Here is a 22,229-nt window from a genome sequence, read left to right as displayed (position 1 = left end):
CGCCCCGCACGTGGCGCACGGGACAGGGGAGTGCAACTTATTTACAGCTGCTTTCGATGTTGTTTTCAGCGGCATAGGCTGCTGAGTCTTCTGCAACCAACGCCCCGATCACATCCATGTCGGATGGCGCGAAGTCAGAGATCAGCGACCATGATTTGGCGGATGCATCCCACTGGGTCACACCGACATAGCCTTCGCCACCGTGGTTGGCACAGGACACGTCAAAGGACGGACCAAAGTTCGGCAGACCAAGGGCCGCCATCTTTTCTTCGGTGATCGACAGGGCTTCCATCCCGTCACGCATTTGCGCCGCTGTGATGTCTGCAACACCGTGGATTTCCTGCGCCGTTTTCACAGCTTCCGCCGCCAGCATCGCCGCATAAAGACCACGGTTGTACAGAACTGTACCGATCTGGTCGCCAGCACCGGCCGCATTGCCCGCATCAACTACGTGTTTTTTGATGTCGTCGAATACGGGGAAATCGTCGCCCACGCCGTGGAACGTCAACGCTTTGTACCCGTTGGCCGCGTCACCCGCTGCCAGCACGTCGTTTTCAGAACCGGACCACCAGATGCCGATAAAGTTCTCCATCGGGAAACGGATGTTCGCGGCTTCCTGAACCGCAACCTGGTTCATCACGCCCCAGCCGTACATGATCACATAGTCAGGCTTGTCGCGACGGATCTGCAACCACTGCGATTTCTGCTCCTGACCGGGGTGGTCAACTGGCACTTCCTTGAACTCAAAGCCATGCTTTTTGGACAGCTCAGTCAGGGTGCGGATCGGCTCTTTGCCGTATGCAGAGTTGTGGTAAACCAGCGCAATTTTCTTGCCTTCAAGTGAACCGCCATTCTCGTTCAAGAGATAGTTAACCGCACCAGAGGCACCGTTCCAGTAGTTCGCAGGATAGTTGAACGTGTGGCTGAACACATCGCCATTTGCGGCGGATGTCCGGCCATAGCCCATTGTGTGCATCGGAATGTTGTCGGCTGTTGTCTTGGGGATCAACTGGTAGGTGATGCCGGTGGACAGCGGTTGATACACCAGCGAACCTTCGCCTTTGGTGCTTTCATAACACTCAACACCCTTTTCGGTGTTATAACCGGTTTCGCATTCCAGAACCTTGGTCATTACGCCACCGATGCCGCCGTCGCGGGCATTCAACATGGTGAAGTAATCCGCATAGCCATCCGCGAACGGGATACCACCCGCCGCATAAGGACCCGTGCGATAGCTCAGTGACGGGAACACAAGGTCAGCCATGACAGGGCTTGCCGCCATCATCGTGGCCACGGCCATTGTACCTAGTTTATATTTCATCGGTGTTTCCTCCCTTGGATATTATCCGATTGTCGTCTCGCGGGTTCATCCCGCGTTCTTCACGTGGCGCCCCTAGTGGGGGAACGGCCACAATCTCAACTTCTCTTTTGCAACACGCCACAGCTGGGCAATCCCGTGCGGTTCGGCAATCAGGAAGATTACAATCAACCCGCCCACAACAACCAACTGCAAATGCGCCACGATGTCCGTCGGCCAGCCGAACCAGTCAACGCCGACAATCTTAAGGGCAACCGGCAGGACCACAAGGAACGCCGCCCCGGCAAAAGAGCCAAAGATGCTGCCCAAGCCGCCGATGATAATCATGAACAACACCAGAAACGATTTTGTGATGCTAAAGGCTTCGCCAACTTCGACCGCGCCCAGATAGACCGCAAAGAACAAGGCACCCGAAATCCCGATAAAAAACGAGGATACCGCAAAGGCCGTCAGCTTGGCGCGCAGCGGGTTCACCCCGATGATCTCGGCAGCGATGTCCATGTCGCGGATGGCCATCCATTTACGCCCTGCCGCACCGCGGGTCATGTTGCGCGCCACAATCGCACAGACAACCGTGAAGAACAGACAGAACAGGTAGGTCGCCCATGCCGGGGTGCTGGGTCCGGTGATCAATACCCCGAACAGTTCACGCTCTGGCGCAGAAATCTGGCCCGACGCGGAATAGTTGTAAAACCAAGCCACACGGTTGAACAGCCATACAAGGAAGAACTGCGCCGCCAGTGTCGCCACGGCAAGGTAAAACCCTTTGATCCGCAAGGACGGCAAACCGAACAACACACCCACGATCGCGGTCATGACACCGCCCATGATGATGCTGAAAAAGATGTTGAACTCTGGCAAACGGAACAGCAGTTCACCGCCCCACCAGATATCCACGCCGGTCATGAACTTGTAGCAGGAATAGGCCCCCACCGCCATAAACCCGCCGGTACCAAGGCTGACCTGCCCGCAATACCCGACCAGGATGTTCAACCCCAGCGCCGCAATGGCGTAGATCAGGAAGGGCAACAACAAAGAGTTGGCCCAATAGTCATTGATCACAAACGGGATGATCACAATCGCGATGAACAACACCACGTAATAGCGATACCGGTCAAATTTGATCGGAAAGGTCTGCTGGTCCTCGGCGTAGGACGTGTTGAAATCGCCTGCTTCACGGTAGAACATTTACGCCTCCAATGTGGTGGAATGCGCCCACCCTACGGTTTTTGTTGTAAGGTGGGTGAAACCCACGCGCCGCATGGCATCAAACACGCTCAATGATCTTCTCCCCGAACAAGCCCTGCGGACGGAACACCAGGAACACGAGCGCCAGCATGTAAGCAAACCAGTTCTCCGTGGCCCCGCCAAGGAAGGGCGCGCCAATCAAGAACTCAAACAACTTCTCGCCCACACCGATGATCAAACCACCCACAATGGCCCCGGGGATCGACGTAAAGCCTCCCAGCATCAACACCGGCAGCGCCTTGAGGGCGATCAGCGACAGCGAAAACTGCACACCTGATTTGGCGCCCCACATGATGCCGGCAACCAGCGCGACAAACCCCGCCAATGACCACACCAGAACCCAGATAAAGTTCAGCGATACACCAACCGACAAGGCTGCCTGATGGTCATCCGCCACGGCCCGCATCGCGCGGCCCTGCTTTGTGTACTGGGCAAACATGATCAACCCGGCGACCAGCACAGCGGCAACAATTGTCGCAACAATATCAAGGTTGTCGATGAAGAACCCGTATCCCAGCGCCTCATAGGTCGTGCCCTCAAGCCACAGGTTCATCCCCTGCGGCAGGCAAGCTCCTTCCGCGGCACAGACGTTCAACGCCTTAAGCTCGGACCCCCACATCAGATCCGCCACCCCTTCAAGGAAATAGGCCAGACCGATGGTCGCCATAAACAGAATGATCGGCTCCTGACCCACCAGATGCTTGAACACAAACTGCTGCACCATCCAGGCCAGCGCAATCATCACAACCACTGTCAACAGGATCGCGAGAAACGAATGTACATGCCAGCCAAAATGGTGAATTTCAGTGCCAAAAATCGCGTTGATCAGATGGGCAAATGGCACCTGCCCGTTCTGAATACCAACCAGCGTCATCGCCGCAAAAAGCGCCATAACACCTTGGGCATAATTGAAAATTCCAGAGGCTTTGTAAATCAGAACGAACCCCAAAGCGACCAGCGCATAAAGCACCCCCGCCATCAGCCCGTTGGCAAAAACCTCAATCGTAAAGGCGAGTTGTTCGTTCATCGTAATGCCCCCTGCAAACCGGCAATAAGTGGATCGGGACCGTATGAATTAGTCATGGGCAACCCCCAGATAGGCATCAATCACATCCTGATTGTTACGCACGTCATCCGGTGTGCCGTCGCCGATCTTCTTGCCGTAATCCATCACAACAACCCGATCAGACAGGTCCATCACCACACCCATATCGTGCTCGATCAGTGCAATCGTGGTGCCAAATTCATCGTTCACATCCAGAATAAAGCGGCTCATGTCCTCTTTTTCCTCGACGTTCATCCCCGCCATCGGTTCATCCAAAAGCAGGATCGACGGCTCCGCGGCCAAGGCCCGCGCCAACTCAACCCGTTTCTTCAAACCGTAAGGCAGACGCGCGACAGGTGTCTTGCGGATCGCCTGAATCTCAAGAAAATCAATAATCTTCTCCGCCACTTCGCGGTTCTCGATTTCCTCGGCCTCGGCTTTACCCTTCCACAGCGACTGCGCAAACAACCCTGTTTTCATATGGGTCAGCCGTCCGGTCATCACATTGTCCAGAACGCTCATCCCTTCAAACAGGGCAATGTTCTGAAATGTCCGCGCAATCCCCTGCCGGGCAACCTCGAAAGGTTTCATCGCCGGCCGACGCGCGCCCTTGTACCAAACCTCGCCCTCCTGCGGCACATAGAACCCCGAGATGACATTCAGCATCGACGATTTACCCGCGCCGTTCGGCCCGATGATGGCGCGAATTTCCCCTTCACGGATGTTAAAGGAGATATCCTTGATCGCCTCAACGCCGCCAAATCTAAGGGTAATATTCTTCATCTCCATCACAACAGGCCCAATGGTGCGCCCGTCCGTTGTGACATAGCTTTCAGCAATATCTTTCACGCCGCCCCATCCTTCATCTTGCAAATTAAACTCAAAACTGTCCCCTCCCCGAGCGCGACAGCTGCGTTCACACCCGACATCCGGGATGACGCCGCGCGCCGCGCATTGTCTGCCGCCTGCGGCAACAGACAAAAGCGTGGCATCAGCGCGAACCTAGATCGCACGCTCATTCCGCCGCCATTCTTGTTGGTGTCACCGGTATGACCTTTGCGTCCCGCACACCCAGCGTCGCTTTGATCGACCCCTTGCGCCCGTCTTCATAGGTCACTTCCGTCTCGGTGCTGACCTCTACCGACCCGTCGTAAAGTGCCGCGATGATATCAGCATACTTATCTTCGATGATCCGGCGGCGCACCTTGCGGGTACGTGTCAATTCACCGTCATCAGCATCCAGTTCCTTGTGCAGCACAACAAAGCGATGCACCTGACACCCTGACAGCATCTCGTCCTCGGCCACCGATGCGTTTACCGCTTCGACGTGATCCTGAATCTGCGAAACCACTTGCGGATGCTGGGCCAGTTCCTGATAGGAGGCATAGCCAATGTTATTGCGTTCCGCCCAGTTACCAACCGCAGTCAGGTCGATATTGATAAAGGCTGTACATTCATCCTTGCCGTTGCCAAAAACCAAAGCCTCCAGAATATTCGGAAAGAACTTCAGCTTGTTCTCGACGTATTTTGGCGCAAACAACGATCCGCTCGCCATCTGGCCCACGTCCTTGGCCCGGTCGATGATCCGCAAATGCCCCGAGCTTTCCTCGATAAAGCCCGCGTCGCCTGTGGCGACCCAACCTTCGGCATCCTTGGTATCGGCGGTGCTTTCGGGGTTTTTGTAATACTCCACAAAAACGCCCGGCGAGCGATAAAATACTTCGCCATTCTCGGCGATTTTCAGCTCCACACCGGGGCATGTGACGCCCACCGTATCACTGCGCACTTCGCCATCCGGCTGCGCGGTGATAAACACTGTGGCTTCGGTCTGGCCGTAAAGCTGTTTCAGGTTGATCCCCAAGGACCGATAGAAATCAAAGATTTCCGGCCCGATCGCTTCACCCGCCGTATAGCCGACCCGCACACGTGAAAACCCGAGGGTGTTCTTCAGCGGCCCATAGACAAACGCTTCGCCCAGCTTGTATTTAAACCGGTCCCATTGGCTGACGCTTTTGCCATCCAGAATCGCCGGTCCAACCTTGCGGGCATGGGCCATGAAGGTATCGAACAGCCATTTTTTCATGCGGCTGGCGTCTTCCATGCGGATCATCACATTGGTCAGCTGCGTTTCGAATACCCGCGGCGGGGCAAAGTAATAGGTCGGGCCAATCTCGCGCAGATCCACATGCATGGTGTCTGCGGATTCCGGGCAGTTGGTGCAGAACCCGGTCCACAGGGATTGCCCAACGGAAAAGATAAAATCACCCACCCATGCCATCGGCAAATAGGCTAGAATATCATCACTCTGACGCAGCCCGTCGAATTCGGAAGACGACTTGGCAGTCTCGATGACGTTGCGGTTGCTCAGAACCACGCCCTTGGGCTTGCCGGTTGTGCCTGAAGTATAAAGCATCACGCCTGTGCTGTCGTAATCCAGCTTGGCTTGACGTGCTTCCAGCTCCTTAATGTGTTTGTCGCGGAACTGGCGGCCGATTTCCTGCACGTTGGAATATTGCTTCATCGCGCCGTGATCATATTTGCGCAAACCGCGCGGATCGAGGTAAATCATCTGCTCGAACTCAGACAGCTGCTCTTCGACTTCCAGAATCTTGTCGACCTGCTCCTGATCTCCCACGATGGCAAAACGCGCACCGCAGTGGCTCATCACATAGGCCATCTCTTCGGCGTTGGCGTCCTGATACAGCGGCACAGGCACAGCGCCGCACATCTCTGCGGCCATCATCGCCCAATAAAGATATGGGCGGTTGCGTCCGATGATCGCAACAAAATCGCCCTCGTTGATGCCCATTTCCATCAGGCCCAGCGCCAGCGCCTCAACCTCGTCGCGGGTCTGCGACCAGGTCCAGCTTTGCCAGATACCATATTCTTTTTCACGGTACGCCGGTGCGTCCGCGAATTTGGTGGCGTTACGATGCAGTAGCGCCGGAACGGACTGTGGTCCGTCGGCGCGCGTCAGTGGCGTTGCCAAAGTTATGTCCTCCCTAACCTGCCCTATTCGGCAGGATCGACCGCTTTATGCGATTCCCCCATCCATCAGGATGATGGCTACAGCGTGGAGGTCAACTTTTTCCTGAATTTTTCTAAAACCTTACGAAATGTAACAGCGCCACCAGACACCCTTCAGGCCCTTTGCCTCGCGCGGCTTCAGTGCTAGCGATAAGGCAGGAGGCCCTGATGCAGATCACCGACGAACAAGCCAAAGCGATGACCAGCGCCGGGTTAAACCTGATTGCACAGGCCCTGACAATCTACGATTCTAACTTGCAACTTGTGGTCTCCAACGCTCCGTTCCAACAAATGTTCAGCTTGCCCGACAGGCTGGTCACACCGGGGGCCACCTTTCGCGAAACCATCCGTCACCTTGCCGCCCGTGGCGAATACGGGCCGGTCGAAGATGTCGACAGCTTTGTGAACGAACGCATTGATCAGGCTCTGGCTTTCAAGCCGCACTACATGGAACGCACCCGCGCAAACGGCTGCACCATCAGCGTCGAGGGGTCCCCCCTGCCGCAAGGCGGCTGGGTGACTGTTTACACCGACATCACCGCGACCAAACAACAAGAGGCCCTGCTCAGCGCACGCTCGGATGCGCTGTCGGATCAGGTGCTTGCCCATGCCGAACAACTGTCCGCAACAAACCGCAAACTGGCCGCGATGATCACCACCCTTGAAGAAACCAAACGGCAACTAACAGCTTCCGAGGCCCGCACCCGTCTGACCACCCAAATGATGCCGGCCCATATCGCCCATGTTGATGCCAACGGGCACTACACGTTTTCCAACAACAAACTGTCTACAGTAATGCCGGGCCGGCCTACCGATATTGCCGGGCTGCACATCAGCGCAGCCCTGGGTGCGCAAGCTTACGAGCGTATCGAACCCGCACTGAAGGACGCTTTCAACGGCATCGCCGCAATCAAGGAATTCACCCATGATGCCTCCGCCCGCCGCATCCGCGCCGCCTTTACGCCCGATACCCTCGGCGGGGCCTATATCCTGTCGATGGACATCACCGAGGAAACCCAAACCCGCGTCGCTCTGCAACAAACCCGCAAACGCGAGCTGGCCGCACAAATGATTTCAGGGTTGGCGCATGACTTTTCCAACCTGCTGACGATCATTCTAGGGATGCAATCCCGGCTTGGCCGCCTGCCGGACCTGCCCGAACAGGCACTTGAACTGGTGAACGGCACCCTCGCGGCAGCACGGCGCGGCGGCACCCTGCTCAGCTCAATTGCCGATGTCACCGGCCCGCGCGCCCAGCGCCCCACCGCCACGGCCCCTGCAACGGTGCTGAGTGATCTTGCCACGCTGGCAAACCCGGCCCTGCCCGATGGAATGACACTTGTCATCGAAAACAACGCCCCGGATCAGGCGGTGCTGCTGGACAAGGGGCATATCACCGACAGCCTGTTAAACCTGATCCTGAACGCCCGCGATGCCTGCGGTGCGGCGGGAAATATCACCCTGAAACAACGGGTTGTAAACGACACTTGGATCGAATGGACCGTCGAGGATTCCGGCCCCGGTTTCTCGCCCATCGCCCTTGAACGCGGCATCGACCCCTTTTTCACCACCAAGGCCAGCGAAGGCAGCGGACTGGGCCTCTCGATGGTCTATGATATGGCGAAATCTGCCGGCGGCGACCTGCGCCTGCGCAACGGCGACACCGGCGCGCTGATCACCCTGCGCCTGCCCTACCGCGCCGCTCTGCCGGCCACCACCGGTCTCGTGCTGCTGGTCGAGGACGACGGCGACATCCGCGCATCTGTACGTGATATGCTGATGCATCTGGGCCATTCCGTCATCGAAGCCATCAGCGCCGACGAAGCCACGGCCCTGCTTGCCGATCTGCCCGATATCGCAATGATTCTTTCCGATATCCAGCTGGTCGGCGAAGCCACCGGCCTCGACCTTGCCCAGCGCAATGCAGACCGTGTGCCAATGCTGCTGATGACTTCGCTGCCGCCTGACAACGCTTTGTTCCGCAGTGGTCAGCGGCTGGCCCCGGTGCTGCGCAAACCCTTCACCGCGGATGATCTCGCGGCTCTTATCACTCCAACGCGCGAGGCCCCTGAATGACCCGCCCCCTCGTCACCATTCTGGACGATGAACCCGAAATTCGCACCCTTCTGGCCGATGCGCTGGAAGAGGCCGGCTTTGACACCCTCAGCTTCGCCCGCGCCCGCGCCTTTGAGGCGGCGCTGGCCAAACGCACCCCCGATGTCTGCCTTGTCGATCTCAGCTTGCCCGACACCGACGGGCTGACGCTGGTCCACCGGCTGGCCCTTGAACTGGGCGCGGTTGTGATCATCATTTCCGGCCGCGCGCAGGTGCAGGACCGCGTGACGGGGCTTGAACTGGGTGCCGATGACTACATCATCAAACCCTTCGATCCGACCGAAGTGGTGGCCCGCATCCGCGCCCGCCTGCGCAGCCCCAAATCCGCAACTGCCACCGGCAATACCGCCAGCTTCAACGGCTGGACCGCCTATTTCGACAGCTATGTTCTATGCGATACCGAAGGCGAGGAGATACCGTTTTCCCATGCAGAAAGCGAAGTCTTGCGGCTCTTTCTGGAAAGCCCCAAACGTCTGATCAGCCGCACCCAGATGCAAGAAAGCCTTGGCGGTGCCGCCTCTGAGTCCTTTGACAGGGCCATGGATGTGCGGATTTCGCGGCTGCGTACAAAACTGCGCGAAGACCCAAAAAACCCGCGCCTGATCAAAACAATCTACGGTGCCGGATACATCTTTCTCGGCGATGTCACTTGGGGCTGACCACCCTGCTGTGCGCCATCTTCAGCCAAACAGCTTTCTTCTCTTTTTGGCCTTAAATGCTGTGGGGGGTCTGGGGGGCAAAGTCCCCCTCAGCAAAATAGAATCATCTGCGCCCGTTTCGGGCGCTAATCGTGTTCACCCCGCTGTAGCCGGTTCCACAACAGCCTCAACCTTTACAGCGGAAAATTTGAACTCCGGGATTTTCCCGTAAGGGTCCACCGCCGGATTGGTCAAAATATTCGCCGCGGCCTCCACATAGGCAAAAGGCAGGAACACCATATCAGGCATGACCGCGCGATCCTCACGGGCCATAATCTCGATCGTACCGCGCTTGGTCGACAACCGCACCGCTTCTCCGGGTGTCACACCCAGTTTACGCAGGGTGCTGGGATGCAAAGAACAATTCGCTTCCGGTTCCAATCCGTCCAGCACCTTAGAACGCCGCGTCATTGAACCCGTGTGCCAATGCTCCAACTGCCGTCCGGTAGTCAGGATCATCGGGAACTCTTCATCGGGCACATCATCCGGCGCAATAATCGACGCAGGCGTAAACCGCGCGCGCCCGTCGGGCCGCGGGAAACCATCCGCAAATACAATCGCCTGACCGGGGTCCTCGGGCGACAGCGACGGATAGGTCACTGCGTTTTCACGCTCCAGCCGGTCCCAAGTGATATTATCCAGCGATTTCATGTTCAGCTTCATCTCGGCAAAAACATCCGCAGGGGATGTGTAATCCCACCCCAGCCCCAGACGTTTGGCCAACTCCACCTCGATCCACCAGTCCTCGCGCGCCTCACCCGGCGGTGGCACCGCCGGACGGCCCATCTGCACCTGACGGTTGGTATTGGTAACCGTGCCCGCTTTCTCGGCAAAGGCACTCGCCGGCAGGATCACATCCGCGAAATTTGCGGTTTCCGTGATGAAAAGATCCTGCACCACCAGATGCTCCAGCTTGGCCAGCGCATCCCGGGCATGTTCCACGTCAGGGTCAGACATCGCCGGGTTTTCCCCCAGCACATACATGCCCTTGATATCGCCATCATGCACCGCGTCCATGATCTCGGTTACGGTCAGACCTTTCTGGTTGGAGAAATCCTCCGATTTCCAGACCTCCGTGAAGGCCGAGCGCACCCCGTCGTTCATCACTGACTGATAATCCGGCAGGAACATCGGCACCAGACCAGCATCCGAAGCACCCTGCACATTGTTCTGACCACGCAGCGGGTGCAGGCCAGCACCAGGGCGCCCAACCTGGCCGGTCATCAACGCCAGTGAAATCAGACAGCGCGAATTGTCAGTTCCGTGAATGTGCTGGCTGACCCCCATGCCCCAGAAAATCATCGCCGCCTTTGCGCCAGCAAAGGTACGCGCCACATCGCGCAGGGTCTCGGCGTCGATGCCGCAAACCTCCGCCATCTTCTCGGGGGTAAAGTCTTTCAGATGCTCTTTTTCCGCTTCCCAATTCTCGGTGTAGGCATCGATATACTGCTTGTCGTACAGTTCTTCCTCGACAATCACATGCATGATCGCATTCAACATCGACACATCGGTGCCGGGCCGGAATTGCAGCATATGCGACGAGAACCGCTTAAGCGCCTGCCCCCGCGGGTCCATCACAATCAGCTTGCCACCGCGCTTGGTGAACTGCTTGAAATAGGTCGCCGCAACGGGGTGGTTTTCAATCGGGTTACACCCAATCGCAATGGCCACATCGGCGTTCTCAATCTCGTTAAACGTCGCAGTCACAGCGCCAGACCCCACGTTCTCCATCAGCGCCGCAACAGAGGACGCGTGACACAGACGTGTGCAGTGATCGACGTTGTTATGACCAAACCCCTGCCGGATCATCTTCTGGAACAGATAGGCTTCCTCGTTGGTGCATTTCGCTGAGCCGAAACCGGCAACACCGGTGCCGCCGATGTCCTTCAGCCCTTTGGCCGCGAAATCCAGCGCTTCATCCCATTCCGCCTCTCGGAAGAACTCCTGCCAGTTGCCCGGATCCACGTTCAACCCCTTGGCCGGCGCATCCTCGCGACGGATCAGCGGCTTGGTCAGCCGGTGGTCATGGTGGATATAATCAAACCCGAACCGGCCTTTCACACACAGCCGCCCTTCGTTCGCAGGGCCATTAATGCCCTCGACGTATTTCACTTTGTCATCTTTGATCTTCAATGAAATCTGACATCCGACACCACAGAACGGGCAGATGCTCTCGACTTCCTTGTCAAAATCCGCGCTGTCGCCCACCTGATCGGCATCTACCACGCTCGATGGCATCAAAGCGCCTGTTGGGCAGGCCTGCACACATTCCCCGCAGGCCACGCAGCTGGACGTGCCCATCGGGTCCGCCAGATCGAACGTGGGATAGCTGTCATGGCCCCGCCCCGACATGCCGATCACATCGTTGACCTGCACCTCTCGGCAGGCCCGCACACACAGACCACATTGAATACAGGCATCCAGATTGACAGACATCGCAACATGGCTGTCATCCAACAGCGGAATGCGGCCTTCTTCCAATTTCGGGAAACGGCTGGCGTCAACCCCGTTCAGCGCGGCCATATCGAACAAATGGCTGGACCGGTCATGGGCAACCGCCTCGTCCAGCTGGTCCGCCATCAACAACTCCATCACCATCTTGCGCGCCGATTGGGCACGCGCATTGTTGGTGGTCACGACCATCCCCTCAGCGGGTTCACGAATACAGGAGGCCGCCAGCGTGCGTTCGCCTTCGATCTCGACCATACAGGCACGACAGTTGCCATCCGGGCGGTATCCGGGGGCGGGTTTGTGACACAAGTGCGGGATCACAAGGCCACGGCCATTGGCAACTTCCCAAATCGTCAGACCGCTCTCCGCCTCGACAGTTTTTCCGTCAAGCGTGAATGTAATCTTATCCGCCATGAAGCTTCTCCTGCTTATCGTTCAGGTTTTATAGCGTTTCAAAGAGCCGGCAAGGAGTCCCATTCCCGACACCCTGCTCCAGTTTTACGCCAAGCAGGGTTTCCGATAGGCGCGACCTGCCCTTCATCTTGCCAATTAAACTCAGCGGCACTTTCAACCCGCGCCGCGCTCGCCTATCAAAGCACCCAAAGGAGCCGCCTCATGTCCCACATCACCCTCATCCGCCACGGTCAGGCCAATTCCGGTGCCAAAGACGAACTCAGCTATGACCGGCTCAGCGATCTTGGCCATGAACAAGCCGGCTGGCTGGGGGGCTATCTTCAGGACAGCGCCACCCACCACACCCGGCTTTATACCGGCACCCTGCGTCGCCATATCGAAACAGCAGACGGCATGCAGACCGGACTGGATGCTGTCCGCGACCCGCGCCTGAATGAACTTGAATATTTCACCATGGCCAAACTGCTGGAAGAACAACACAACATCGCATTCCCCACAGAGCAAGGCGCATTCACCACGCACCTCCCCACTGTCTTTACCTATTGGAAAGACGGCAAAATCGAGGACACACCGGAAACCTGGGAGCAATTCCACACCCGCGTCAATGATGCCCTGCAAGAAATTGCCGCCGGCAGCGGCCCCGCGCTGGTGGTGACGTCCGGCGGGCTGATCTCGATGGCCATGTCGCAGGCAATGCATCTGGATATACCGGCCATGGCCCGTCTGGCCCTAGCGATCATGCATACTTCGATGCACCGTCTGTTTCCGATTGGCGGACACTGGTCACCTGTTCTGTTCAACGCCGTGCCGCATCTTGAAACTCCTGAACGCCGCGTCGCACAGACTCATATCTGACCGACGCTTGGCCGACCCGCGAAAGGTCCGACCATGATGAAACTCTACTTCGCCCCCGGCACCATATCTGTCGCTGTTGCCATCGCATTAGAAGAGGCAGGGCTGAACTATGATCCCATCAAAGTGGATTTCGCCACCGCCGGGCAAACCCACCCCGACTACCTTGCGCTAAACCCAAAAGGCCGCGTGCCGGCCCTGATCACCGACAAGGGCGGCGTTCTGACCGAAACCGGAGCCTTGCTCGACTATATCGCGGCACTGGCACCGGAAGCGGGGCTGGTCCCGCAAGACCCCGAAGATACCGCCCATATGCGCAGTGTCATGTATTACCTCGCCTCAACCATGCATGTGGCCCATGCCCACAAGCTGCGCGGCAGCCGTTGGGCCGACCAACAGTCCAGCCATGAAGACATGACCGCCAAAGTGGCGCAAACCATGTCCGACTGTGCAGCATATGTGCAATCCGACTGCCTGCGCGGGGATTTTGTCGGTGGCGATCACCTGTCGCTTGCCGATCCCTATCTCTTTATTGTCTGTAGCTGGCTGGCCGGTGACGGAGTCCCCCTTGCCGAATTTCCGCAAATCGGGGCCTATCTGGCCCGCATGGAAGCCCGTGACAGCGTTAAAACCATCCGTAAAAAGGGCATGTTATGACACATATCTGGGTCCGCGCCGAACAGCGCGAAAACGAAACACGCGTCGGGGTCACCCCCGAAGGGGTTACCGCCCTGATGGCACAGGGCTTTGACGTTACTGTCGAGGCCTGCGGCACCCGTGCCATTGAAACCGCAGAATACGTCGCCACAGGATGCGCCATCGCGGCGATGCATTCATGGCCGGACGCGCCGTCGGATGCGATCATCTTTGGCCTCAAGGAACTGCCCGATGACGGCACCCCCCTGCCCCATACACACATCATGTTCGGCCATGCCTTCAAGGGGCAGCTTTCCGGCCAGACCTTGCTGCGCCGGTTTCAGGCCGGTGGCGGCACCCTGCTTGATCTGGAATACCTCACCAATGAGGCGGGCCGACGCGTTGCCGCCTTTGGCTATTGGGCTGGCTTTGCCGGTGCCGCGGTCTCGCTCAAGGCATGGGCGGCGCAGCAGCGCGACGCGCAATGCGGACCGGTTACCCCCTATGCCAATGCTGAGGCGCTGAAAACCGATCTGGCCGGCGACATGCAGGCCGCATGCAGCCCCCCAACCGCGCTGATCATCGGGGCCTTGGGCCGTGTGGGCACCGGTGCTGCGGATCTGTGCAAGGCGATGGGCGCACCCGTCACTGGCTGGGACATGAAGGAAACCTCCCACGGCGGCCCTTTCCCCGAAATCCTGTCCCATGACATCTTTCTGAACTGCATTCTGGCCGGCCCGCAAACCCCCGTGTTTGTGCCGAAAACTGCGCTGACCGCGCCGCGCAGTCTTAGCGTCATTGGTGATATCGCTTGCGACCCTGACAGCGATTACAACCCTGTGCCGGTCTATGACCGCGCCACCACTTGGGCCGCGCCTGCCCTCCGGGTTCACACGGATCCGGTGATGGATGTCATGGCCATCGACAACCTGCCGTCGATGTTACCCTTGGAAAGCTCGCAAGACTTTGCCGGTCAACTCCTGCCAACGCTGATGCAACTGGAAACCGACCAAGACGGTGTCTGGTCACGGGCGCGGGCAACCTTTGCCAGCCACATGGATGCCCTTAACTGAAGATCCGGAAATACAGCCAGTCGGGCAACACCTGGCTGGCCCGGAACAGCCATGAAAACAGCCACGGAAAGCTTTTCTTGAAGCTTTCCGTGTTCATATGTTCGAACATTTCCTGCGCCGCATCTTCGGCTTCCATTAGGAAGGGCATTTTGAAATCGTTCTTCGCCGTCAGTTGTGTTTTGATGAATCCGGGGTTCACCACCTGCACCTGCACACCGGTTTTACGCAGATCGGCGTACATGCATTCCGCCAGCGACATGGTGCCCGCCTTGGATGCGGTATAGCCGATCGAACCGGGCAAGCCGCGAAAACCCGTCAAGCTGGAGGTGATCACGATATGCCCCGCGTCACGCGCCACCATCGCCGGCACCACCTGCCCCATCACCCGCACCAAGCCGGTAAAGTTGACGTCTGCCATGGCCGTGGCCTGATCCGCGTCCCATTCCTTGGCACCGAAGGGCCAATAGACACCGGCCAAAAACACCACGCCATCCACCGCACCCACCGCCGCGGCGGCCGCTTTTACGCTCTCGGTGTCCGCCACGTCTATCGCCTGATAACTGGCCTTGCCCGGCAGGGATGCCGCCAGTGCCGCCAGCTTGTCCTCCGAACGTGCCGACAGGATAACTTCGGCACCGGCGCGGCTTAGCTTTTGCGCCAATGCCGCCCCCAAACCGTCACTGGCCCCAACCAACCAATAGCGTTTTCCTTGCCAGTCTTTCATCTTTCCTCCTTTGGCCGGTTCATCACGGCCCTTCATCCCCGTCACCCCTGCGCACGGTTGCCAGCACCGCAATCGCCGCCAGCTTCAGAACACAGGGCACAGCGGCATAAAACAGCACCAACAGGCGCAACGCCTCGGGCGGGTTATCCTGCGCGCCGGTCTGCAACCCCGCACCCTCCAAGGCAGGAAGTAGGGCCACCGCAGCAAATGCCAATGTAAACTTTGAAACAAAGGCCCAAAGCCCGAAACCTTCTGCGGCGGAGGGCGATATTTTGGCCAGCCGTGCCGCGAACATCGCCGGCAGCAAGGTCAGGTCAGCCCCCAGCACCGCCCCCGAGCCCACACAGACCAACGCAAACAGCAGCACATCCCCCGGCCCCAACAGGATAGCACCGCCAAAGGCGACAATGCCCAATCCCATCGCAGACAGTAGCACGGGTTTGGGATCAAATCGTTCGGCCAACCGGCCCCAGACCGGGGCCGCGCCAGCAGCGGACAGGAAAAACAACAGCAAAAGCGCGCCCTCCCATCCCGGGGCCGCCAGCGCAATTTCCACATAGAATAGGAACAGTGTCGAACTGACCGCCACAGGGGCCGCGTTCAACAGCGCAATCACCAAGAGTTTGCGGGCAATCGGGTCTGCCAGAACAGGCCCGAAACCGCTGGCAGGTGGCGTGCCGCCGCTGTGCCATTCGCCGCGCATCGCCAGCACCGACATTAGGGCCAAACCGCAAAACCCAACCGCAAAACCCGCAAAAGGCGCGCCCATCACAGCGCCAAGCGCCACAGGCGCAACCGCCGCAACACAGACCCCCAAAAGCGCGCCGGTTTCACGCCAACGGGCCAGCGTCAAATGACCCACGCGGCCCATGCGATCCGCCTTGGCCACCCCCTGCGCATAAAAGCTGATGGTCAGGAAGCTGAAGCCTGAAAACACCAGCGTCAGCATGGCACCAAACCACAGGATCGGCTGCACTGGCGGGGCCACAGCGAACAGCCCGATCATCGCAAGGGCCATCACGGCAGCCCCGATGGCAACCGCCACCCCGCGCTTGTGGCGCAGCTTTTCCGACAGCTTTCCCAACAACGGATCCTGCACAACGTCGATCAGGCGCAATCCGAACAGAACCGCCCCAAGCGCCGCAAGAGAGACACCATATTCATCCACATAAAACTTGGGGGCATGGATATAGATCGGCAGCCCCGCCGCCGACAGAAGTGCCGCGAACAATGCATAAGCAGACAGGTTGCGCGGCGCGGCTGGCATCACCGGCTCACGCCCGAGGACGGCGGCTCAGGCCGGTTGCGAAACCCCGCACCCTTCCACCACAGTTTTGCCGCTTGCCAATGGATCAACGCCAGCACGCGGCGGGACCCAAAGGGTCGGCGCAGCATCGCCCGAAGAATACCAAGGTTGCTAAGCCGCTGGCGCTTGCCTGTCAGGGTGGCGATCAACCCGCCATCGCCTGCCGTGTAATCAATCCAGATACCCAATTTTTCGTCGGTGATGTCAAAACGAAACGTATAACTGCCCTCAACCGGCTGAAAAGGCGAAACATGGAAAATCTTGGTGGCGCTGATCCGGTCGGTAGCGTCGATCACCCGCTTGTCCGGATGGGCGCATAGGTAACAATGCCGGTCACCATAGGTGTTTGATACCTCGGCAATCACAATGATCAACCCACCGTCGCTGTTGCGGCACAGCCAGAAACTGACCGGGTTGAACACATGCCCCAGAATGCGCGGTTGGGCTAATATCTCGATCTGCGCAACACCAGTGATCTGATGCTCCTGCAACACCTGCCGGACCCATTTCGCCCCTATGCCTTGCTTGGCCGCACCGCCGTGATCCGCATCTTGCAACGACGCCACGCCGGCCTTGTTGCGCCCAAACAGCGCGGGCGTCTTCACCTCGGCCTCTGCATCACACAGCACATAGTCGATCGAATACCGAAAAGCGTTCTTCACGGCCCCTTTGCGCCCGTGAAACGTCTGCCCTGCGATATGATCGACTGTCTTGGTCATTCGGCGGCAATCGGTCTGGCGGCCCGCCTTTCGATAGCTTCAACCACCCGCATCGCCGAGGCCAGCCCATCCTCGTGAAATCCATGGCCCAGCCATGCGCCGCAGAACCAGGTGCCGCGGGTGCCGTTCAACGCCGCCACCTCCTTTTGCGCTGCCAAGGCCGCCAGATCATAGACCGGATGGCGCAGGGTGACCTGATCATAAATCAACTCTTCGCGGATCGTGCGTTTGGTGTTCAGCGTCACAAAATGCGGATCGTCCTCGGGGATCGGTTGCAGGGAATTCATCCAATAGGTCAGGTCAATACGATCCGACTGCGCATTCTTATCCTCGGTATAGACCCAAGACGCCCATGTCTTGCGCCGCTTTGGCATAATGCTGGCATCGGCGTGCAGCACCACATCATTTGGCTGATACTTGACCGCGCCAAGCGCCTTTTGCTCGGCCGTATCGGCGTCCGTCAACATGGCAAGGCTGTCATCGGAATGAGTGGCAAAAACCACCTCGTCAAAGGTCTCCCATTCTGCACCACGAGTCTTTACCTCGACGCCCTGCGCGGTCCGGCGCACCCCCTGCACCGCTGCGTTCAGCCGGATTTCAACACCTTTTGCGGCCATCGCCGTCGCAAGCCGCTGCACATATTGCGTCGAACCGCCCTGCACCGTGTACCACTGATGCTGGCCGGAATAGTCCAGCAACGCGTGGTTATCGAGAAAACTCACCATGGCATGGGCCGGAAAATCCATGATCTTTTCCGTCGGCGTCGACCAGATCGCACCCGACAAAGGAGCCAGATAATAATCGCGGAAATACTGTCCCAGCCCCAGCACATTGATGAATTCCGCAATGGTCAGTGATTTATCCTGCGCAACCTGTACCGCGTGTTTATTGAACTTCACAATGTCGCGCACCATCCGCAGGAACGCAGGGTTCAGCGCATTGCGCCGTTGCGCAAAAATCGCATCGACAGAATGCAAGGCATATTCCAGCCTCCCGCCATCAATTGACGCGCCAAAACTCATGTTGGACTTGATGACCGGCACGTCCAACTCTTTGAACAGGGCCGCCAAATACGGGTAATTCGCATAGTTAAACACGATAAATCCGGTATCCACCGGCTGATCCCCGTTCTTACCCGCCAGCACAGTGCGCGCATGTCCACCCAGCTGCGCGCCGCTTTCCAGCAGCGTAACAGTGTGGGTGTCCGCCAGACGGTGCGCCGCCCCCATGCCGGAAATGCCGGCCCCGATCACGGCGATCGAACGACGGGGGTGCGCAGGGGGAATACCGCCCTGCTTTTCTTCAAATGGCATATCGTAAGGAATCCTGTCTTGGCATGTTTTTGGTTTGTCGTTGCAGTGCATCTAGTGCGCAGAAACCACGTTGCCAGAAGGAAAAAAGTTGCAAAGAAAATTTGGCCCGCCGCTGGTCGGTGCCGTTAGGGTCAGGACCCATTATTCCGGTGTCGTCAGCGGGAATGGATCCTGACCCTAGCTATCGGGTTTGATCAAAGGCACAACGCTGCTTGCAGGTTTCTCCTCGTTCAACTCTTCGAAATCAAAGTTATGCAGCCGCCCCGAGCGTTTCGCCGCTTTCTCCGAACTGATCAGGATTTCATCAACATCTTTGCGCGCCTGCCCGAAATGCCGGTCCAGATTGCCAACCCGTGTGACCAAACGCTCCACATCGCTGTTCAACAACCCCAGTTCCTTGCGGATCGCGCCAGCTTGCTCACGCATCCTTGCATCTTTCAGGATCGCCCGCATGGTGTTCAACGTTGCCATGCAGGTTGTCGGCGACACGATCCAGACACGTTTTTCAAAACCGTAACGCGTCAATTCACCAAAGTTCGCGTGCAACTCGGCATAGACCGCCTCGGAGGGCAGAAACATCAACGCCCCGTCCGCGGTTTCCCCTTCGATGATGTATTTGGTCGCAATCGCATCAATATGGGCTTTCACCGCCACCCGCATCGCCCGCGCGGCTTCTTTCACCTCGTGATCCGTGGTCGAACGCCGCAGGGCCTCGTAAGCCTCCAGCGGGAATTTACTGTCGATCACAATCGGCCCCGGTGGATTGGGCAAATGGATCAGACAGTCGGGCCGCTTGCCATTGGAAAGCGTTGATTGCATCGAATAGGCATCCGAAGGCAGCGCCTTGGACACGATATCATGCAGCTGGATTTCCCCGAAACTGCCGCGCGTCTGCTTGTTGCTCAGGATGTCCTGCAAGGACAGCACATCACCGGACAGCTTGGTGATATTGTCTTGCGCCTTGTCGATCGAGGCCAGCCGTTCCTGCAATTGGGTCAGGCTGGTGGTTGTCTGTTTCGAATTACCGTGCAGGGTCGCGTTCACCCGCTCCTGCATCTCGGCCAGTGCCCGCGCCGATTTCGCGGCATTATCCGCCAGCCGGTCCTGCATGTTCTGTTGCACATGAGCCAACCGCGCCTCCATGCTCTGGATCAGTTGGGCCTGTGCATTTGCCTGCGTATCCGACACGGTCTGCAATCCCCCCTGAAGCCGCTCCTGCGCCGCCCCTAGTTGCTGTACATACCCGCCAAGCCCCTGAATTTGCTGCCCCAACGGTGCAGCCATCCGCGCCGATCGGCCCGCCGCTCGCACCGCGACAATCAACAGGACAAGGATCAACAGCACCAACGCGCCCGCAATAAGGGCCGCAATGACAAGGGGATCACCCCATTGGTAAATCTGTCCGTTAATCTCGATCATGTCCGCCCGAAAAGCCGCTCAATATCGGCCAGTTTGAGTTCTACATACGTGGGGCGGCCATGGTTGCACTGCCCCGAATGCGGTGTTGCTTCCATCTCGCGCAACAGCGCGTTCATCTCTTCGCCCCGCATCCGCCGGCCCGACCGGATCGAACCGTGACAGGCAATCCGGCTTAGGATCGCTTCGATCTTGGCCTGCAACAGGTTGCTGTCGTTCTGATCCGCCAGTTCGTCCAGAATATCCAGCAGCAAGGCGCGCGCGTTTACCTCGCCCAAGATCGCTGGCGTTTCACGCACGGCAATGGCGCTGCCGCCAAAGGCTTCGATGCCCAGACCAAAACGGTACATTTCAACCGACATATCCAACAGGCGTTCACAATCACCCGCAGAGAGTTCCACAATTTCGGGAATCAAGAGCGCCTGTGCGGCCACGCCGTTCTCTGCCATCTGGCGTTTCAGTTTTTCATAGACCAGACGTTCATGCGCGGCGTGTTGATCGACGATCACCATGCCATTGGCGGTTTGCGCGATGATATAGTTTTCATGCACCTGCCCGCGCGCCGTGCCCAGTGGGAAATCTTCGTCCGCCGTTTGCACAACCTCTTCTGCCGGCGTTTCCACCCGCCCCCAGACACCTGCGGTTTCCGCAAACCCCGGTGCCTGTGCCGCGTAGGCGGCAGTGCGTGCGCCCGGTGATGGGCGGTCCATCTGATAGACCCGCGCCTGTGTCGGTTCCGGTGTCATCGCGCCCAAGGTCGCCCCCGCCACCGTGGTTGAGGCCCGATGCCCCGCATTGGCCAAAGCATGGCGCAGCGCCGATACAATCAGTCCGCGTGCCAGACCCGGATCGCGAAACCGCACCTCGGATTTAGCCGGATGCACGTTCACATCCACCAGCGTCGGATCACAATCGATAAACAGCGCCGCCGCCGGATGACGGTCACGCGACAGGAAATCGAAATAGGCCCCGCGCAGCGCCCCGACCAACAACTTGTCGCGCACAGGCCGCCCGTTGACGAACAGATATTGCGCAACGGCTGATCCACGTGAATAGGTCGGCAGTGCCGCAAAACCCGTCAGGTGCAGCCCCTCACGTTCCGCATCAATCGGCAAAGCATTCTCGGCAAATTCGCGCCCCAGCACCTGCGCCAACCGGCCATGCAGAGCGTCAAACAAATCACCCTGCTCGGCCCCGACACGAAACACATTGCGCCCCTCGCCACCACCCGAGACATCGCGCAGGGTAAAGCTGACAAACGGGTCCGCCATGGCCAGCCGTTTGATCACATCGCCAATCGCCTGCGCCTCTGCCCGGTCGGTGCGCAAGAATTTCAAGCGCGCTGGTGTGGCATAAAACAGATCGCGCAGGCTCACGACAGTACCGCCATTCAGTGCCGCGGGTTTGACCGCACCGGTCTGTCCGCCGTTCACCGTGATCTCCGCGCCCTCATGGCCCGCCGCGCGGCTGGTGATGGTCAAGCGGCCAACAGCGCCAAGTGACGGCAAGGCCTCGCCGCGAAATCCGAAGGTATGAATGTTCAGCAGGTCAGACCCGTCAATTTTCGAGGTCGCGTGACGCGACAGGGCCAGCGGCAGATCATCCGGCGCAATGCCGCAGCCGTCATCGGTCACCCGGATCAGGGTCTTGCCGCCATCCGCATATTCAACGGTAATCCGCTTGGCACCGGCATCAACCGCGTTTTCCACCAGCTCTTTCACCGCCGAGGCGGGGCGTTCGACAACTTCGCCTGCCGCAATCCGGTTGATCGCGGAATCGTCCAATTGACGGATGACCGGCTGTGTGTCGCTTATGTTGGGGTTTGTCTGGTACATGCCGCAAAACCTAGCATGAGCGCGGCGCAGACTGAACCC

Annotated in this window: 17 protein-coding genes; 5 read left to right on the top strand and 12 right to left on the bottom strand. The window is 58.5% G+C overall.

Annotated elements, in window-relative coordinates:
• Positions 1 to 37: 37 nt before the first annotated feature.
• The 5 genes from HKX44_RS13240 to HKX44_RS13220 form a co-directional block, all read right to left on the bottom strand.
• Positions 38 to 1,321, bottom strand: coding sequence for an ABC transporter substrate-binding protein (locus HKX44_RS13240; RefSeq protein ID WP_276151798.1), 1,284 nt, complete (start codon positions 1,319 to 1,321; stop codon positions 38 to 40).
• 72 nt (positions 1,322 to 1,393) lie between these two features.
• On the bottom strand, positions 1,394 to 2,506 hold the full coding sequence (locus tag HKX44_RS13235) for a branched-chain amino acid ABC transporter permease (RefSeq protein ID WP_276151797.1): 1,113 nt from the start codon (positions 2,504 to 2,506) through the stop codon (positions 1,394 to 1,396).
• Positions 2,507 to 2,585: 79 nt separating this feature from the next.
• Positions 2,586 to 3,593, bottom strand: a complete 1,008-nt coding sequence (locus tag HKX44_RS13230; RefSeq protein WP_276151796.1) for a branched-chain amino acid ABC transporter permease — start codon at positions 3,591 to 3,593, stop codon at positions 2,586 to 2,588.
• A gap of 48 nt (positions 3,594 to 3,641) precedes the next feature.
• Positions 3,642 to 4,460 (bottom strand): ABC transporter ATP-binding protein, encoded by an 819-nt coding sequence (locus HKX44_RS13225; RefSeq protein ID WP_276151795.1) that lies wholly within the window; start codon positions 4,458 to 4,460, stop codon positions 3,642 to 3,644.
• A 166-nt stretch (positions 4,461 to 4,626) separates the two neighbouring features.
• Positions 4,627 to 6,600 carry an AMP-binding protein gene (locus tag HKX44_RS13220; RefSeq protein ID WP_276151794.1) on the bottom strand — a complete coding sequence of 658 codons (1,974 nt, stop codon included), beginning with the start codon at positions 6,598 to 6,600 and terminating at the stop codon, positions 4,627 to 4,629.
• Between the two features lie 206 nt (positions 6,601 to 6,806).
• Between HKX44_RS13220 and HKX44_RS13215 the strand changes: the two genes are divergently transcribed.
• Together HKX44_RS13215 and HKX44_RS13210 are read left to right on the top strand one after the other, a co-directional pair.
• Positions 6,807 to 8,714 carry a PAS-domain containing protein gene (locus HKX44_RS13215; RefSeq protein ID WP_276151793.1) on the top strand — a complete coding sequence of 636 codons (1,908 nt, stop codon included), beginning with the start codon at positions 6,807 to 6,809 and terminating at the stop codon, positions 8,712 to 8,714.
• A complete protein-coding gene (locus HKX44_RS13210) occupies positions 8,711 to 9,412 on the top strand; it encodes a response regulator transcription factor (RefSeq protein WP_276151792.1) in 702 nt (233 codons plus the stop codon). The genes HKX44_RS13215 and HKX44_RS13210 overlap by 4 nt, the downstream gene beginning before the upstream one ends.
• A gap of 135 nt (positions 9,413 to 9,547) precedes the next feature.
• Here HKX44_RS13210 and fdhF read toward each other — a convergent pair whose 3' ends face one another.
• The gene (gene fdhF / locus HKX44_RS13205) at positions 9,548 to 12,316 is read right to left on the bottom strand and encodes a formate dehydrogenase subunit alpha (RefSeq protein ID WP_276151791.1); all 2,769 of its coding nucleotides are present in this window, start codon (positions 12,314 to 12,316) and stop codon (positions 9,548 to 9,550) included.
• 201 nt (positions 12,317 to 12,517) lie between these two features.
• Between fdhF and HKX44_RS13200 the strand changes: the two genes are divergently transcribed.
• From HKX44_RS13200 to HKX44_RS13190, 3 genes are read left to right on the top strand one after another with little or no spacing between them, the layout of a single operon-like run.
• Positions 12,518 to 13,171 (top strand): histidine phosphatase family protein, encoded by a 654-nt coding sequence (locus HKX44_RS13200; RefSeq protein ID WP_276151790.1) that lies wholly within the window; start codon positions 12,518 to 12,520, stop codon positions 13,169 to 13,171.
• Between the two features lie 36 nt (positions 13,172 to 13,207).
• Entirely contained in the window at positions 13,208 to 13,825 is a 618-nt protein-coding gene (locus tag HKX44_RS13195; protein WP_276151916.1) for a glutathione S-transferase family protein, read from the top strand.
• Positions 13,822 to 14,877, top strand: a complete 1,056-nt coding sequence (locus HKX44_RS13190; RefSeq protein WP_276151789.1) for a saccharopine dehydrogenase — start codon at positions 13,822 to 13,824, stop codon at positions 14,875 to 14,877. Before HKX44_RS13195 ends, HKX44_RS13190 begins: the two co-directional genes overlap by 4 nt.
• On the opposite strand, the gene HKX44_RS13185 is transcribed toward HKX44_RS13190, so the two are convergent.
• The 6 genes from HKX44_RS13185 to mutL all read right to left on the bottom strand — a co-directional run bounded on the left by HKX44_RS13185 (position 14,870) and on the right by mutL (position 22,190).
• On the bottom strand, positions 14,870 to 15,601 hold the full coding sequence (locus HKX44_RS13185; protein WP_276151788.1) for an SDR family NAD(P)-dependent oxidoreductase: 732 nt from the start codon (positions 15,599 to 15,601) through the stop codon (positions 14,870 to 14,872). The two genes, HKX44_RS13190 and HKX44_RS13185, sit on opposite strands and share 8 nt — an antisense overlap.
• Positions 15,602 to 15,623: 22 nt before the next feature.
• Positions 15,624 to 16,868: an MFS transporter gene (locus HKX44_RS13180; protein WP_276151787.1), complete on the bottom strand. Its 1,245-nt coding sequence runs from the start codon at positions 16,866 to 16,868 to the stop codon at positions 15,624 to 15,626.
• Positions 16,868 to 17,626: a DUF1365 domain-containing protein gene (locus HKX44_RS13175; RefSeq protein ID WP_276151786.1), complete on the bottom strand. Its 759-nt coding sequence runs from the start codon at positions 17,624 to 17,626 to the stop codon at positions 16,868 to 16,870. Before HKX44_RS13175 ends, HKX44_RS13180 begins: the two co-directional genes overlap by 1 nt.
• Entirely contained in the window at positions 17,623 to 18,939 is a 1,317-nt protein-coding gene (locus HKX44_RS13170; protein WP_276151785.1) for an FAD-dependent oxidoreductase, read from the bottom strand. Before HKX44_RS13170 ends, HKX44_RS13175 begins: the two co-directional genes overlap by 4 nt.
• 177 nt (positions 18,940 to 19,116) lie before the next feature.
• A complete protein-coding gene (gene rmuC, locus HKX44_RS13165) occupies positions 19,117 to 20,358 on the bottom strand; it encodes a DNA recombination protein RmuC (RefSeq protein ID WP_276151784.1) in 1,242 nt (413 codons plus the stop codon).
• The gene (mutL, locus tag HKX44_RS13160) at positions 20,355 to 22,190 is read right to left on the bottom strand and encodes a DNA mismatch repair endonuclease MutL (RefSeq protein WP_276151783.1); all 1,836 of its coding nucleotides are present in this window, start codon (positions 22,188 to 22,190) and stop codon (positions 20,355 to 20,357) included. The genes rmuC and mutL overlap by 4 nt, the downstream gene beginning before the upstream one ends.
• Positions 22,191 to 22,229 lie beyond the last annotated feature (39 nt).

The organism is Sulfitobacter sp. M05, assembly GCF_029285175.1.
Classification (GTDB): Bacteria; Pseudomonadota; Alphaproteobacteria; order Rhodobacterales; family Rhodobacteraceae; genus Sulfitobacter.
Note: the sequence above shows the minus strand (reverse complement) of the source record. Positions and strands in the feature narration are given on the sequence as shown.

Bases quoted from the DNA above. Each gene is read 5' to 3' on its own strand.
- HKX44_RS13175 (WP_276151786.1), bottom strand. From the start codon at position 17,626: ATGACCAAGACAGTCGATCATATCGCAGGGCAGACGTTTCACGGGCGC.
- HKX44_RS13200 (WP_276151790.1), top strand. From the start codon at position 12,518: ATGTCCCACATCACCCTCATCCGCCACGGTCAGGCCAATTCCGGTGCC.
- HKX44_RS13215 (WP_276151793.1), top strand. From the start codon at position 6,807: ATGCAGATCACCGACGAACAAGCCAAAGCGATGACCAGCGCCGGGTTA.
- HKX44_RS13195 (WP_276151916.1), top strand. From the start codon at position 13,208: ATGAAACTCTACTTCGCCCCCGGCACCATATCTGTCGCTGTTGCCATC.
- HKX44_RS13235 (WP_276151797.1), bottom strand. From the start codon at position 2,506: ATGTTCTACCGTGAAGCAGGCGATTTCAACACGTCCTACGCCGAGGAC.
- fdhF (WP_276151791.1), bottom strand. From the start codon at position 12,316: ATGGCGGATAAGATTACATTCACGCTTGACGGAAAAACTGTCGAGGCG.
- mutL (WP_276151783.1), bottom strand. From the start codon at position 22,190: ATGTACCAGACAAACCCCAACATAAGCGACACACAGCCGGTCATCCGT.
- HKX44_RS13185 (WP_276151788.1), bottom strand. From the start codon at position 15,601: ATGAAAGACTGGCAAGGAAAACGCTATTGGTTGGTTGGGGCCAGTGAC.
- HKX44_RS13240 (WP_276151798.1), bottom strand. From the start codon at position 1,321: ATGAAATATAAACTAGGTACAATGGCCGTGGCCACGATGATGGCGGCA.
- HKX44_RS13190 (WP_276151789.1), top strand. From the start codon at position 13,822: ATGACACATATCTGGGTCCGCGCCGAACAGCGCGAAAACGAAACACGC.
- HKX44_RS13230 (WP_276151796.1), bottom strand. From the start codon at position 3,593: ATGAACGAACAACTCGCCTTTACGATTGAGGTTTTTGCCAACGGGCTG.
- rmuC (WP_276151784.1), bottom strand. From the start codon at position 20,358: ATGATCGAGATTAACGGACAGATTTACCAATGGGGTGATCCCCTTGTC.
- HKX44_RS13170 (WP_276151785.1), bottom strand. From the start codon at position 18,939: ATGCCATTTGAAGAAAAGCAGGGCGGTATTCCCCCTGCGCACCCCCGT.
- HKX44_RS13180 (WP_276151787.1), bottom strand. From the start codon at position 16,868: ATGCCAGCCGCGCCGCGCAACCTGTCTGCTTATGCATTGTTCGCGGCA.
- HKX44_RS13210 (WP_276151792.1), top strand. From the start codon at position 8,711: ATGACCCGCCCCCTCGTCACCATTCTGGACGATGAACCCGAAATTCGC.